General features: G+C 65.8%; 13 protein-coding genes. 4 read left to right on the top strand and 9 right to left on the bottom strand.

What is annotated here, in order from left to right:
• Positions 1 to 112 precede the first annotated feature (112 nt).
• The 4 genes from BMY30_RS06600 to BMY30_RS06585 all read left to right on the top strand — a co-directional run bounded on the left by BMY30_RS06600 (position 113) and on the right by BMY30_RS06585 (position 4,352).
• Positions 113 to 547 carry a PAS domain S-box protein gene (locus BMY30_RS06600; protein ID WP_089711815.1) on the top strand — a complete coding sequence of 145 codons (435 nt, stop codon included), beginning with the start codon at positions 113 to 115 and terminating at the stop codon, positions 545 to 547.
• A gap of 195 nt (positions 548 to 742) precedes the next feature.
• The gene (locus BMY30_RS06595) at positions 743 to 943 is read left to right on the top strand and encodes a PA3496 family putative envelope integrity protein (protein ID WP_089711812.1); all 201 of its coding nucleotides are present in this window, start codon (positions 743 to 745) and stop codon (positions 941 to 943) included.
• A 107-nt stretch (positions 944 to 1,050) separates the two neighbouring features.
• Positions 1,051 to 2,712, top strand: coding sequence for an energy-dependent translational throttle protein EttA (gene ettA / locus BMY30_RS06590; RefSeq protein ID WP_089711810.1), 1,662 nt, complete (start codon positions 1,051 to 1,053; stop codon positions 2,710 to 2,712).
• 302 nt (positions 2,713 to 3,014) lie between these two features.
• Positions 3,015 to 4,352 carry a DUF2254 domain-containing protein gene (locus tag BMY30_RS06585; RefSeq protein ID WP_089711808.1) on the top strand — a complete coding sequence of 446 codons (1,338 nt, stop codon included), beginning with the start codon at positions 3,015 to 3,017 and terminating at the stop codon, positions 4,350 to 4,352.
• 16 nt (positions 4,353 to 4,368) lie between these two features.
• Here the strand turns inward: BMY30_RS06585 and lpxL are convergent, their stop codons facing one another.
• The 9 genes from lpxL to ispF form a co-directional block, all read right to left on the bottom strand.
• Positions 4,369 to 5,271 (bottom strand): LpxL/LpxP family Kdo(2)-lipid IV(A) lauroyl/palmitoleoyl acyltransferase, encoded by a 903-nt coding sequence (gene lpxL, locus BMY30_RS06580; RefSeq protein WP_089711806.1) that lies wholly within the window; start codon positions 5,269 to 5,271, stop codon positions 4,369 to 4,371.
• Positions 5,268 to 6,383 (bottom strand): alanine racemase, encoded by a 1,116-nt coding sequence (gene alr, locus BMY30_RS06575; RefSeq protein WP_089711803.1) that lies wholly within the window; start codon positions 6,381 to 6,383, stop codon positions 5,268 to 5,270. Before alr ends, lpxL begins: the two co-directional genes overlap by 4 nt.
• A 66-nt stretch (positions 6,384 to 6,449) precedes the next feature.
• Positions 6,450 to 7,454, bottom strand: a complete 1,005-nt coding sequence (gene rpoS, locus BMY30_RS06570) for an RNA polymerase sigma factor RpoS (RefSeq protein WP_089711801.1) — start codon at positions 7,452 to 7,454, stop codon at positions 6,450 to 6,452.
• A gap of 122 nt (positions 7,455 to 7,576) precedes the next feature.
• Entirely contained in the window at positions 7,577 to 8,770 is a 1,194-nt protein-coding gene (locus tag BMY30_RS06565) for a peptidoglycan DD-metalloendopeptidase family protein (protein WP_089711799.1), read from the bottom strand.
• Entirely contained in the window at positions 8,763 to 9,737 is a 975-nt protein-coding gene (locus BMY30_RS06560) for a DUF368 domain-containing protein (RefSeq protein WP_089711960.1), read from the bottom strand. The genes BMY30_RS06565 and BMY30_RS06560 overlap by 8 nt, the downstream gene beginning before the upstream one ends.
• 10 nt (positions 9,738 to 9,747) lie before the next feature.
• Positions 9,748 to 10,416 carry a protein-L-isoaspartate(D-aspartate) O-methyltransferase gene (locus BMY30_RS06555; RefSeq protein ID WP_089711797.1) on the bottom strand — a complete coding sequence of 223 codons (669 nt, stop codon included), beginning with the start codon at positions 10,414 to 10,416 and terminating at the stop codon, positions 9,748 to 9,750.
• Entirely contained in the window at positions 10,403 to 11,149 is a 747-nt protein-coding gene (gene surE, locus BMY30_RS06550) for a 5'/3'-nucleotidase SurE (RefSeq protein WP_089711795.1), read from the bottom strand. The genes BMY30_RS06555 and surE overlap by 14 nt, the downstream gene beginning before the upstream one ends.
• Positions 11,149 to 12,264 carry a tRNA pseudouridine(13) synthase TruD gene (gene truD, locus BMY30_RS06545; RefSeq protein WP_244516137.1) on the bottom strand — a complete coding sequence of 372 codons (1,116 nt, stop codon included), beginning with the start codon at positions 12,262 to 12,264 and terminating at the stop codon, positions 11,149 to 11,151. Before truD ends, surE begins: the two co-directional genes overlap by 1 nt.
• On the bottom strand, positions 12,257 to 12,751 hold the full coding sequence (ispF, locus tag BMY30_RS06540) for a 2-C-methyl-D-erythritol 2,4-cyclodiphosphate synthase (protein ID WP_089711956.1): 495 nt from the start codon (positions 12,749 to 12,751) through the stop codon (positions 12,257 to 12,259). The genes truD and ispF overlap by 8 nt, the downstream gene beginning before the upstream one ends.
• Between the last annotated feature and the right edge of the window lie 18 nt (positions 12,752 to 12,769).

Raw genomic sequence — 12,769 nt, 5'->3', positions numbered from 1 at the left:
CTGGCAGCGCCGGCGCGTTGAAATCCCGACGCCGCCTGGCCATGATGAAGGCAATATCCCGCTCCTTGCCGCCACGTGATGCGGCTGGGGCACCGCGACAGGAAGCCCCTGCATGAAACGATCCCCCCTGATCAGCCCGGAACTGCTGGAACGCATCATCGATGCCTCCGAGGACGGCATCGTGGTCGCCGAGCAGGAGGGCGACGAGAACATCCTGATCTACGTCAACCAGGGCTTCGAGCGCCTCACCGGCTACAGCGCCGACGAGATCCTCTACCGGGACTGCCGCTTCCTGCAGAACGAGGACCGCGACCAGCCGGGGCTCGATACCATCCGCAAGGCCCTGAAGGCGGGTCGCCCCTGCCGCGAGGTGCTTCGCAACTATCGCAAGGATGGCACCATGTTCTATAACGAGCTCTCCATCACTCCCATGTACGACGAGGATGACAAGCTCACCTATTACATCGGCGTACAGAAGGATGTCACCGAACGCGTGGAGGCACAGCAGGAACTCGACCGGCTCAAGGCCGAACTCGGCCTGAGCTGAATCGGCGCAACACGGCGGAGGAAAGCAGAGAAAAAAGTTACGCGAGGGCTTGCCCTTGACGTTATCTGCCGGTATATAGCCAGCAGGCAACGGCCGTTGCCTGCTGGCGCTTCAGGTTCCACACCCGGGACGGGAAGCGATCGAATGATCCGCCGGACACTCAGTGTCCGGCCCCGAGCCATGGGAGGACGTCGCATGAGCCATGAACCCCTTCTCGACACCAACGACGATGACGATCAGGACTACCTGGAAGCGGTCAATGACGACTACGGTCGCGTCCGCCCCAGCAGTCGTGCCGACACCCTGAAGGCCCGTCGACGCGTAGAGGCCCTCATCGAGGAGCGTCGCCTGCAGCGTGCCATTGAGGATGACTGGAACCTCGAGGAAGAAGAGTAAGGCGCAAGCGCCTGGAGCCTGGAACCGGGGTTGCCAACGGCTGGCCATCCTCGGTTTCGGGCTCTATCATCTCGAGTCAGCCCATTTCTCCAACCAAGTGGAACTCCATGGCGCAATACGTCTACACCATGAACCGGGTGGGCAAGGTCGTGCCCCCCAAGCAACACATCCTCAAGGACATCTCACTGTCCTTCTTCCCTGGCGCCAAGATCGGCGTGCTGGGCCTCAACGGCTCCGGCAAGTCCACCCTGCTGCGCATCATGGCCGGTGTGGATACCGAAATCGAGGGCGAGGCTCGCCCCATGCCGGGCATCAACATCGGCTACCTGCCCCAGGAGCCCGAGCTCGACGACACCAAGAATGTCCGCGAGACCGTCGAGGAAGCCCTGGGTGAGATCATGCAGGCCCAGGAGAAGCTCGACGCCGTCTATGCGGCCTATGCCGAGCCTGATGCCGACTTCGACGCCCTGGCCAGCGAACAGGCCCGGCTCGAGAACATCATCGAGGCCTCCGACGCCCACAACCTGGAGCGTAAGCTGGACGTGGCGGCCGAGGCCCTGCGCCTGCCGCCCTGGAGCGCCAACATCGGCACTCTCTCCGGGGGGGAGCGGCGTCGTGTGGCCTTGTGCCGCCTTCTGCTTTCCAGCCCCGACATGCTGCTGCTCGACGAGCCCACCAACCACCTGGACGCCGAGTCGGTGGCGTGGCTGGAGCGCTTCCTCCACGATTATTCCGGCACCGTGGTGGCCGTCACCCACGACCGTTACTTCCTCGATAACGTGGCCGGCTGGATTCTCGAGCTGGACCGCGGCCAGGGCATTCCCTTCGAAGGCAACTACTCCCAGTGGCTAGAGGCCAAGGAGAAGCGCCTGGAGAAGGAAGCCAAGCAGGAAGCCTCCAAGAACAAGGCTATCAAGCAGGAGCTGGAGTGGGTGCGCAGCAATGCCAAGGGCCGACAGGCCAAGAGCAAGGCGCGCCTCAACCGTTTCGAGGAGCTGCAGTCCGGTGACTTCCAGAAGCGCAACGAGACAAACGAGATCTATATACCGCCCGGCCCTCGCCTGGGCGACAAGGTCATCGAGTTCCACGACGTGGCCAAGGCCTTCGACAATAAGCTGCTCTATGAGGATCTGACCTTCACGGTGCCCAAGGGCGCCATCGTCGGCATCATCGGCGGCAACGGAGCGGGCAAGTCGACGCTGTTCAAGCTGATTACCGGCCAGGAACAGCCCGATGCCGGCGACGTGGTGGTCGGCGAGACCGTCGACATCGCCTACGTCGAGCAGCTGCGCGACAACCTCGACGACAAGCAGACGGTGTGGGAGGCAGTCTCCGACGGCCAGGACATCCTCAACATCAATGGCCACGAAGTCTCCTCGCGGGCCTATGTGGGCCGCTTCAACTTCAAGGGCAACGACCAGCAGAAGCGTTTGAGCGAGCTCTCCGGCGGCGAACGCGGCCGCCTGCAGCTGGCCCAGACCCTCAAGCAGGGCGCCAACGTGCTGCTGCTCGACGAGCCCTCCAACGATCTGGACATCGAGACGCTGCGCGCCCTCGAGGAGGCCCTGCTGGCCTTCCCCGGTTGCGCCCTGGTGATCTCCCACGATCGCTGGTTCCTCGATCGTATCGCCACGCATATCCTGGCGTTCGAGGGCGACTCCCACGTGGAGTTCTTCGAGGGCAACTACACCGAGTACGAGGCGGATCACAAGAAGCGCGTCGGCGACGACACGCCGCACCGCATGAAGTATAAGCGCATCGACGCCTGAGGAAACGCTGAATCCATGGCTGCGCGGCTCACTCACTGCGTTACGCGGTGCTCGCTATCCTCATGTAGCAGGCTACACTCTCCGGGAGCTGCGCTCCGGGCGCCTTGTAAGTGAGCCTGCTCGCCGATGCCTTCAGCGCTCTCTCGGTTGTTTGGACAATGCCCTATAAACCCCTCTGACCTTGCGGTCGTGGGGTTTTCTTGTAGCCTACGGCTTAGCGCTTGCAACTCCCGGGTATAGGGCGGGGTTGCCCCGAACGACATGACGGGCCATAAGGGGGTTATTCCCGCGAGGAGTCTCCCATGCGCGCCTTCCTTTCCTGGCCGATCCACCTGCTCAAGGCTTATCGGCAGAGCATCGCCTACCTGCCCTCCCTGCTGGCGTTGGCCTACGCCTTTCTGAGCCTCATCGCACTGCTCCTGCCGATCTCCGACGACCGACTGCCGACACTGCTGACAATGCTGGGCCTCGAGGCGCCTGAGGACACCCTTCCGCTGCTCGTCGCCCTGCTCGGCGGCATGATCTCGCTGATGGTCTTCAGCTTTTCCATGGTGATGTCGGTGCTCTCGCAGGCCGGCGGGCAGTTTTCCCACAAGCTGGTGTTCGGCCTTATCTCGGAGCGTCCTCACCAGTGGGTGCTGGGCCACTACCTGGGGACCATTCTCTTCATCCTGATGCTGATGATGGTTCCGAATGTCGCCGACGGTCAGGCGACCTGGCGATCGCTGGCGATCTACCTGGCCTGCGCCATGGTGATTCACTGCCTGGCACTCTTCGTCTACTTCATCCACAAGGCCTCCCAGTCGATCCAGATCGACGCCGTGGTCACCGACCTGCACCAGTCCACGCTAGCCTCCATGCAAGTGCTGCAGTCACAACAGCAAGGGCAGGAGTGGCGTATCCTGGCCGTCGCCGCGTCATCAGGTCATCGCCACTACCCCGTGCATGCCCGAAGGGCCGGCTACCTGCAGAATGCCGACCTCAGCGCACTGGCCGCGTTGGCGCACCGAGTCGACGGTGTCGTGCACCTTCACTTCCGCTTCGGGGACTATGTGGTGAAGGGGCTGCCGATCCTCTCGCTGGAGGCAGCGTCGCCCCCAGAGGCGAGCTGGTGCGACGAGGTTCGTGCCACCCTGACCTATGTGGAAGGGGAGTCGATCACAGAGCATCATGTGTTCGGCTTGACCCAGCTGATGGAAGTGGCCGTGAAAGCGCTCTCGCCGGGCATCAACGACCCCGGCACCGCACGGCTGTGCCTGCATCGTCTGACCGACCTGCTGGGCCGGCGCCTCGAGTGGCAACCCTGCAATTCACTCTTCGACCGGGACGGGACCTGTCGGCTGACCTGGAAGGTGGAGGATTTCGAGAGCCTGCTCTATCGGCTCTTCCAGCCCATCCTGCGCTACGGAAGGGAGGATCTGAGCATCGGCCTGGGCGTACTCAAGGCCCTGAAGACCCTTTCGCTGTTCGCCGAGGAAAAGGATCTCGAAACTCTTCAGGCCCATGCCGACCGAGTGGTGGAGACGCTGTCCCAAGCGGCAGACCACCCGCTGGACCGGCGCTTTGTCTCGGCACGCCTGGACGACGGCATCCATCGGCTGACCCTCCCGCGTGTCCTGCCCGGCCGGCAGGACACCTGACTTCTGCCCAACGGCGTCAGTAAAGCTTGGGCTCGCCCGCCGGCCGGGTCTTGAAACGTCGGTGCAGCCAAAGATACTGCTCGGGATGACGGCGTATCGCTGCCTCGATCACGGCGTTGACGCGGGCGGCATCGGCCGCCTCATCGCCGCTGGGGAAGTTCTCCAGCGGCGGCAGATACTCCAGGGTATAGGTGCGGTCATCGGGATTGCGGTGGAAGATCAGCGGGATCACCGGCGCGCCGGTCATGCGTGCGATACGCGAGGTCATCCGGACCGTGGCCGCCGGGATGCCGAAGAAGGGGGCAAAGACGCTGGCATCGCGGCCAAAGTCCTGGTCAGGGGAGTACCAGACCGCATGGCCGGCCTTGATCCGTCGGACCACGCCGCGCAGGTCGTAACGGTCGAGGACCGCATCGAAATAGGGTGCCCGGGCGCGCCCCATGAAACGATCGAAGAGCGGGTTGTCATGGGGGCGCTGGACGGCGTCGGCGCGGAAGTAGAGCGCATGCAGCGCGGCCCCCAGATCCAGGGTCGAGAAGTGCACCCCGAGGATCAGCGCCCCCCTGCCCTCGACCTCCAACCTGGCCCTGTGCGCCTGCCCCAGGAATGTGACGCGGTGGCGCAGATGCTCGGGGTCACGGCACCAGCCGGTAGCGGTCTCGACGATGCCGATGCCGTTGGCGACAAAGGTATCGCGCACCAGCCGCGACTGCGCCGCCTCGTCCAATTCCGGGAAGCAGAGGCGGATATTGGTCTCGGTGATATGGCGACGGCGCTTGGCAACGCGCCAGGCAGCAAGGCCAATCGCCCGGCCGACCCAAAGCTTCGGCCGCCAGGGCAGCCAGGCAACGACATGCATGGCGCCGATGGCCAGCCAGGTGGGCCAATGGCGCGGGTGGGCGAAGTTGCGCTGGCTCATTGGGGGGTAATCCCCGCTTGATGATAACGCCTGGGTACCCTCGGCAGCACCCCGGTGAGCAGGGTATAGCTGATGGTGTCGCAATGGCGGCCCACCTCGTCCACCGACAGCAGCGCACCGTTTGCGGCACGTCCCCAGAGCACTACCTCACTACCGATGTCGGCCTCGGGGATGTCGGTAATATCTACCGTCAGCATGTCCATGGAGACCTTGCCGGCGATGGTCGTGCGTTGTCCGTTGACCAGCACCGGAGTACCGTCGACCGCATGTCGGTCGTAGCCGTCACCATAGCCGCAGGCGACCACGCCGATCCGCGAAGGCCGTGGGGCCTTCCAGCGTCCGGCATAACCCACCGGTTCACCCCTGGCGATCTCGCGCACGGCGATGATTGCCGAGCGCAGAGTCATCACCGGCGCCAGCCGACGGCTGGCCTCGTTGGAGGCCTCCAGCGGGTCGCTGCCATAGAGCATCACCCCGGGGCGGTTCCAGGCGCCGTGCGCCTCGGGCCAGGCCAGGGTGGCTGGCGAGTTGGCGAAGCAGGTGGGGGCCTCGAGCCGTACAGCCAGGTCGTCGAGTAGTTCGAGCTGGCGCCGGAAGTAGCCGGGCTCCAAGGCATCGGCGGTGGCGAAGTGGCTCATCAGGTGCAGGTCGCAGGCGCGGTCGGTCGCCGCGGCGAGACACGCCCAGACCGCCTCGGCCTGCTCCGGCGAAAACCCCAGCCGATGCATGCCCGAGTCCACCTTGACCCAAACCGGAATGGGGCGCACGGGACGATAGGCGAGCAGCGCCTCCAGTTGCCAGTCGGTGTGTACCGTGATCCACAGCCCCAGCGCCTCGACCCGCTCGAGTTCGGTGACCTCGAAGATGCCCTCGAGCAGCATAATGGGTGCCGTGATACCCCCTTCGCGCAGGATCTGTGCCTCCTCGAGGCAGGCCACGGCAAACGCCGGTGCCATATCCTGAAGTGCCCGGGCACAGGCCACGGCACCATGGCCGTAGGCATCGGCCTTGATCACGGCGATGGCGCGACTGTGGGGGGCCTGGTCACGGGCCAGGCGATAGTTTTGACGCAGGGCGTCGAGGTCGATGTCGGCAATCAGCGGCCGAGCCATGGTCGGGGAATCCTGAAGGCATTGGCAGTGGCGTGCGGGTGCCGGAGGTCCCCTCCGGCACGGACGTCACTCGAAGATGGCATCCAGCGAGAGGCCCTGCTTGTCGAGCATTCGACGCAGCTTCTTGAGCGCTTCTACCTGAATCTGACGGACCCGTTCGCGCGTCAGGCCGATCTCCTCACCGACCTGCTCAAGGGTCGCGGCCTCGTGGCCGCGCAGGCCGAAGCGGCGCACCACCACCTCCATCTGCTTCTCGGTGAGTTCGGCGAGCCAGTCGTCGACATGCTGGCGCACGTCGCCATCCACCAGAGTGGACTCGGGGCCCTGGTCATTGTCGTCGGCCAGGGTCTCGATCAGCGGCTTGTCGCTCTCGCTGCCCATCGGATAGTCAACGGAGGAGACGCGCTCGTTGAGGCCCATCATCTTCTTGACGGTCTCCACCGGCTTATCGAGATAGTCGGCGATCTCTTCGGCCGTGGCTTCGTGATCCAGCTTCTGGGTCAGCTCACGGGCCGCCCGCAGATAGATGTTGAGTTCCTTGACCACGTGGATCGGCAGGCGGATGGTGCGGGTCTGGTTCATCAGCGCCCGCTCGATGGTCTGGCGGATCCACCAGGTGGCGTAGGTAGAGAAGCGGAAACCACGCTCGGGATCGAACTTCTCCACCGCGCGGATCAGGCCCAGATTGCCCTCCTCGATCAGGTCGAGCAGGGTGAGGCCCCGGTTGAGATAGCGCCGGGCGATCTTCACCACCAGACGCAGGTTCGACTCGATCATCCGCGAGCGGCCCAGCGGGTCCCCCTTGCGCGCCAGGCGGCCGTAGTAGACCTCTTCCTCCGGCGTCAGCAGCGGGGAAAAACCGATCTCATTGAGATAGATCTGGGTGGCATCGAGGCTGTGACGTTGATGGCGATCCTCGCGACTCAGCGCCTTCTCGAAGGCTTCCTCGTCGCCAACCACCTCCTCGTCCTCGATATCATCGCGCTCCTCTCCGACCTCGACGGCGTCTTCGTCCGCCTCGTCGGCGGATGCCAGATTCACATCCTGAAGATCCCGTTCAAGCATGCTCATCGAATAGCTACCCCATGGTTGCGACCGGGCGCCGTGGGTCCGTGACCGGACGTTCGACGCGTGATGTTATTTTTGTGTGGTATCCCGTTCATCTTGCAGTGGAGGTTGGCCGACCATCAGGGTCAGCGGGTCGGCAGGAACTCGAGGGGATTCTCAGGCTGGCCGTCCTTGCGCACCTCGAAGTGCAGCCTCACGTCCTCGGCATCGCTGTCACCCATGGTGGCGATGACCTCTCCGGCCTCGACCACATCGTTCTCCTTGACGTTCAGGGTGTCGTTGTGGGCATAGGCACTCAGGAACTGATCGTTGTGCTTGAGCAGGATCAGGTTGCCGTAGCCCCTGACGCCGCTGCCTGCATAGACCACGATTCCCGGGCCGGCTGCCTTGACAGGTTGCCCCTTTTGACCAGCGATATCAATGCCGGCGGTGATGCTGCCCCCCTCGCCGAACTGACCGACCACATCTCCCTCTACGGGCCACTGCCAGGGGACCTCATCCACCGGGGTGTAGCTGCGACCGGAGCGCTGCTCGGACGCCGGCTCACCGGCCACCGAGGTGCCCGCATCGGCGCTAGCATCGCCCTCGTCGTCTCTCTCCGACGACGCCCGGGCGACCTGTGCCGCCTCGTCCTCGGCCGCGGCGTCGGGCGCATCTGGCGTTTCGGTGTCGCTTTCCGCCGCCGCGCCAGCGGCCTGCTCCTCTTCCGCTCGCGATGCCAGTTCACGCCGTTCGGCCAGATCGCGCTCGCTCAGGTTGCCGTCCGCTCCCGGGCTGTCGTAGCTGTAGACCGGTCCCGGCCCTTCGTCAGCGCCTTCGGTCGATGCTTCGCTGGCCATGGCCGCTTGGCTGGACTCCTCAGGTGAGTCATCCCCCTCACGGCGTTCGGCCGAGAGGCGACGGTTGCGTTCGATGGCACTCTCGTCGGGCATCAGCCAGTCGAGTTCCTCGTCGCTTCCTGACGGCTCGCCCCCGAGACCGGTGGCCACGACCTCACGGCCGCGAGATTCGCCATCATCGAGGTCCTGGCCGGAGGCCGCGGTGGCCCTTCCCTCGCCGCCCAGCACCAGTCGCTGACCGGGCTCGATGCGGTAGGGAGGGCCAATGCGGTTGAGGCGGGCCAGGTCACGGTAGTCCATGTCATGGCGCCAGGCGATGCCGTAGAGCGTATCGCCGGCTTCCACGGTGTATTCGGCAGGCGTCGTGTCGGCCCGACTGGCCGACAGGTCGCGGACATGGACCGGTGCTCTCTCGCCCTGCTGGGCGGCACAGCCGGCCAACGCCAGGGCCAGGCCGGAAATAAGAAATACCTTACGCATCGGAGCCTTTCTCCTTGTCAGCACCTTGTCGGTTACCGGATGTCGCGGGCCGGTTGGCCCGACTGATCAATAGCACCAGGGCCGCACCGGCCAGCATCAGGGCAACCACCGCCGGCAGCCGGGCAGGGTCGCCGGTCAGCTCGGCGAAGTCGGCCGGGGTCAGGTAACGGTAGTCGAGAGGGATCATCTGGCCCTCGGAACCCAGCTGGTAGCGTACCAGTTCACGCCATGGCCAGAGTACCGGCAGCGAACCGATGATGAAGCCGACCAGCAACTGCAGGGTCGCGGTGTGATGGTGGCGCAGCAGCCAGGAGAGCAGCCGCGAGAAACCGAACAGGCCGATCAGGCAGCCCACTCCGAACAGTCCGATCAGTCCCAGGTCGAAGCCACGGATGCCCTGCATCACCGTGCCATAGAGGCCCATGGTCAGCAGCAGGAAGCTTCCCGACACGCCGGGCAGCAGCAGGGCACTGATGGCAATGGCCCCCCCTACCACCAGCACCAGATCCGGACTGCCGAGCTGGGTGACCAGTGGCATCAGCGACGGCAGGCCGTGGGCAAGCAACAGGCCGGCGACGAGCGGCAGCAGGTGCCACCATTTCCAGTCGGCCGGGTGGCGGCTGACGACAAGGGCCGAGGCAGCCACCAGGCCGAAGAAGAAGCCATCGAGCAGCTGGGGGAAATCGTCCATCAGCCAGACGACGAGATGGGCCACGCTGACCAGGCTGAGGGCGATGCCGGCCAGCAGCGGCAGCACGAAGGTCAGGTTGAGATGCGTCGCCAGGAGTGGCAGGCCACCGCGTCGCCAGGCGACGAAGGCGCTGGGGCCGAACTGCTTGATGCTATGGATCAGCTCCTCGTAGATGCCGGTGACGAAGGCGATGGTACCGCCGGACACGCCGGGCACTGCATCGGCGGCCCCCATGCCGGCGCCCTTGAGGAAGATACCGAGATGACGCTTCAACAGCTGACTCCTTTCAACGAATGACGCCTTCCAGCAGCGGCACGAACCGTACCGCCTCCAGCCGCTGTGTCTCGAAGCCATCACCGCTGCGGCGCACACGGGTCAGCCATTGTTGGCCATCCGGCTCAGCCAGCGGCGTGATCAACACGCCTCCTTCGCCAAGCTGGGCAAGCAGCGGCGTAGGCAGCTCGCTGGCACAGGCGGTCAGCAGGATGACATCGAAGGGCGCCTCTTCCTGCCAGCCATGGCCGCCGTCGGCGAGGCGCAGCCGGGTATTGCGGACCTCGAGCAGTCGCAGGCGGCCTCCGGCGCGGCGATGCAGGGCATTGATCCGTTCCACCGACCAGAGTTCCTGGACCAGCCGTGACAGCACCAGGGTCTGGTAGCCCGAACCGGTACCGACCTCCAGCACCCGGGAGGGCGCCTCCTGGATCACCAGCTCAGTCATCCGCGCCACCATCCAGGGCTGGGAGAGGGTCTGGCCATGGCCGATGGGCAGCGAGGTATCCTCGTAGGCACGATGCGCCAGGGCCTCATCGAGGAAGAGATGACGCGGCTCCCGAGCCATCACCTCCAGGACCCGTGGGTCGAGGATTCCCTGATCGGCCAGGCGGCCCACCATGCGGTCCCGGGTGCGCTGCGATGTCATGCCGACACCGCGCAGCAGATCAGGTGAGTGCATCCAGCCAGTCCTGAACGTCGTCGCGCGCTGCATGCCGTGTCAGGTCGGTCTGCAGTGGCGTGATGGAAACATAGCCCGCCTCGATGGCGGCGAAGTCGGTGTCCGGCCCATCGTCGGCGTTCTCGCCCACGGCGGCAATCCAGTAGCGCAAGCGTCCCCGAGGATCCCGAACCTCCAGAGGGCGGGCTGCCGGGCCGCGATAGCCCATCCGGGTGACCCGAAAGCCCTGGATCTCGCTCCACGGCAGGTCCGGCACGTTGACGTTGAGCAGGCTGCGCGGCGGCAGCGAAAGCTGGTCGGCCGCCCCGACCAGGCTCGCCGCCACCCGTCCGGCAGTCTCGAAATAGTGCGAGCCCACCAGCGACATGGCAATGGCCGCCATGCCCAGGTTACGCCCCTCCATGGCGGCGGCCACGGTGCCGGAGTAGAGCACGTCGTCGCCGAGGTTGCCACCATGGTTGATGCCCGAGATCACCAGGTCGGGCCGCTCGTCCCAGACGCCATTGACCCCGAGGTAGACGCAATCCGCAGGGGTACCATCGACGCTGTAGAAGCCGTTATCGAGCGAAGAGAGGGCCAGCGGCCGACTCAGCGTGAGGGAGTTGCTGGCCCCGCTCTTGTCGCGATCCGGCGCGACGACACGCAGCCGCGCGTGGGGCAGCAGGGCATCATGGAGGGCGCGCAGTCCCGGGGCATGCACCCCGTCGTCATTGGAGAGCAGCAGTCGACGCATCACAGGCTCCTGTCGGTGGGAGGGGCCCCGAGAGAGGGGTGGGAAATCAGTTCACGCAGCACCGCAGTGGCAAAGGCCCCCCGCGGCAGGCTGAAGGCCAGCCAGAATTCACCGTCGCCGCGCGTCAGCCGAGGCTCGCCCAGGCGCAACCGCAAGGCCCGGCGGGCCAGGCGCACGCCGGCCTGCTCAAGCCCACCGCAGAGGCCGGGATACCGCGCGGCCAGAGCGGCCTCGTGGACTCGGGCCTCGCCGGCGGCACGCGACTCACCGACGCCCCAGAGTATTCCGGCGGGATGCAGGTCGAGCCGCCGGGCCCGCTCGGAAAGCTCGGCGAGTTGGGTAGCATCCTCAGGCGCCACACCGAACTGGCTGGCGCTGCCGTCGAGCATCACCACTTCGCCAGGCAACGGCGTCGCCCAGCTGCGGTCGCAGACCCGAGCGGCCAGCAGCTCGTTGAACAGGAAGCTGCGGGCCGCCGAGAGCAGCATGCCCTCGCGGTCATCGCGCTTGCGCCAGCCGCGGGCCAGCACGGCCCGGGCACGCTGCAGGTTCCTCCCGTCCGCGCCGAACCGTTGAGGACCAAAATAGTTGGCGACTCCATCGTCGCAGAGGCGCTGCCAGCGTGCCTCGAGCGCCGGGTCGGCCACGGCTGCCCCGGTGATCCGCAGGCGGAAGCGGTTGGCCCGGTGCACGCCACGCTTGAGCTTGCGCGGGTGGCGGGCCTGGTCGAGCACCCGGATGCCACGCTCGGCGAGTTGCGTCACCAGCCCCTCGGGGGGCTCGCGACCGGGCAGCTGCACGGAGAGCCATTGGCGGGTCACGGCGACACGGTCCTTCATGCCTGCATAGCCGACCACCCGCGGTGAGACCTCGCAGAGCCGGGCCAGGTCACGGGCCACCATGGCCGTGGTCAGGTCGCGCTTCTCGATGAACAGCCAGAGGTGCTCGCCCTCCCCCTCAGGAACGAAGTCGAGGACCTCCTCGACGCGGAAGTCCTCGGGGACGGCGCGATAGTCGCCCGACGGCGGCACGCCGAACTCACTCTCCAGCACCCGTGGCCAGGCCGGCGGCCAGTCGATGGCATCCTGGATACCCTGCGGTGCGACCTCACTCACCGGCCGACTCCACGTCGCTACGCACCAGCAGCGCCACCGCCTCGGCGGCGATGCCCTCGCCGCGGCCGGTGAAGCCGAGCCGTTCGCTGGTGGTGGCCTTGACGTTGACCGCGCCCCGGGAAAGGCCGAGATCGTCGGCGATATGTCGAGCCATGGCGTCGACGTGGGGCGCCATCTTCGGTGCCTGAGCGATCAGGGTGGCGTCCAGGTTGCCCACTCGGTAGCCAGCCTCGCTCACCAGCCCAGCGACATGGCGCAGCAAGGCACGGCTGTCGGCACCCGCCCAGGCCGGGTCGGTGTCGGGGAAATGACCGCCGATGTCACCCAGAGCACAGGCCCCCAGCAGGGCGTCGCAGAGCGCATGCAGCAGTACGTCGCCGTCGGAATGCGCAACGAAACCGTGGTCGAAGGGAATGGTGACGCCGCCGATCATCAGGTGATCGCCCTCGCCGAAGCGGTGGACATCGAAGCCATGGCCGATTCGCATCATGTTCTTCTCATGCTC

Source organism: Halomonas daqiaonensis (assembly GCF_900109725.1).
Lineage (GTDB): Bacteria > Pseudomonadota > Gammaproteobacteria > Pseudomonadales > Halomonadaceae > Halomonas > Halomonas daqiaonensis.
This window is presented reverse-complemented; position numbering and strand designations above follow the sequence as displayed.

Excerpts from the sequence above, each read along its gene's own strand:
- lpxL (WP_089711806.1), bottom strand. The coding sequence starts at position 5,271 with ATGAGCCAGCGCAACTTCGCCCACCCGCGCCATTGGCCCACCTGGCTG.
- ettA (WP_089711810.1), top strand. The coding sequence starts at position 1,051 with ATGGCGCAATACGTCTACACCATGAACCGGGTGGGCAAGGTCGTGCCC.
- BMY30_RS06585 (WP_089711808.1), top strand. The coding sequence starts at position 3,015 with ATGCGCGCCTTCCTTTCCTGGCCGATCCACCTGCTCAAGGCTTATCGG.
- BMY30_RS06555 (WP_089711797.1), bottom strand. The coding sequence starts at position 10,416 with ATGCACTCACCTGATCTGCTGCGCGGTGTCGGCATGACATCGCAGCGC.
- alr (WP_089711803.1), bottom strand. The coding sequence starts at position 6,383 with ATGGCTCGGCCGCTGATTGCCGACATCGACCTCGACGCCCTGCGTCAA.
- BMY30_RS06595 (WP_089711812.1), top strand. The coding sequence starts at position 743 with ATGAGCCATGAACCCCTTCTCGACACCAACGACGATGACGATCAGGAC.
- BMY30_RS06600 (WP_089711815.1), top strand. The coding sequence starts at position 113 with ATGAAACGATCCCCCCTGATCAGCCCGGAACTGCTGGAACGCATCATC.
- BMY30_RS06565 (WP_089711799.1), bottom strand. The coding sequence starts at position 8,770 with ATGCGTAAGGTATTTCTTATTTCCGGCCTGGCCCTGGCGTTGGCCGGC.
- rpoS (WP_089711801.1), bottom strand. The coding sequence starts at position 7,454 with ATGAGCATGCTTGAACGGGATCTTCAGGATGTGAATCTGGCATCCGCC.
- surE (WP_089711795.1), bottom strand. The coding sequence starts at position 11,149 with ATGCGTCGACTGCTGCTCTCCAATGACGACGGGGTGCATGCCCCGGGA.
- ispF (WP_089711956.1), bottom strand. The coding sequence starts at position 12,751 with ATGCGAATCGGCCATGGCTTCGATGTCCACCGCTTCGGCGAGGGCGAT.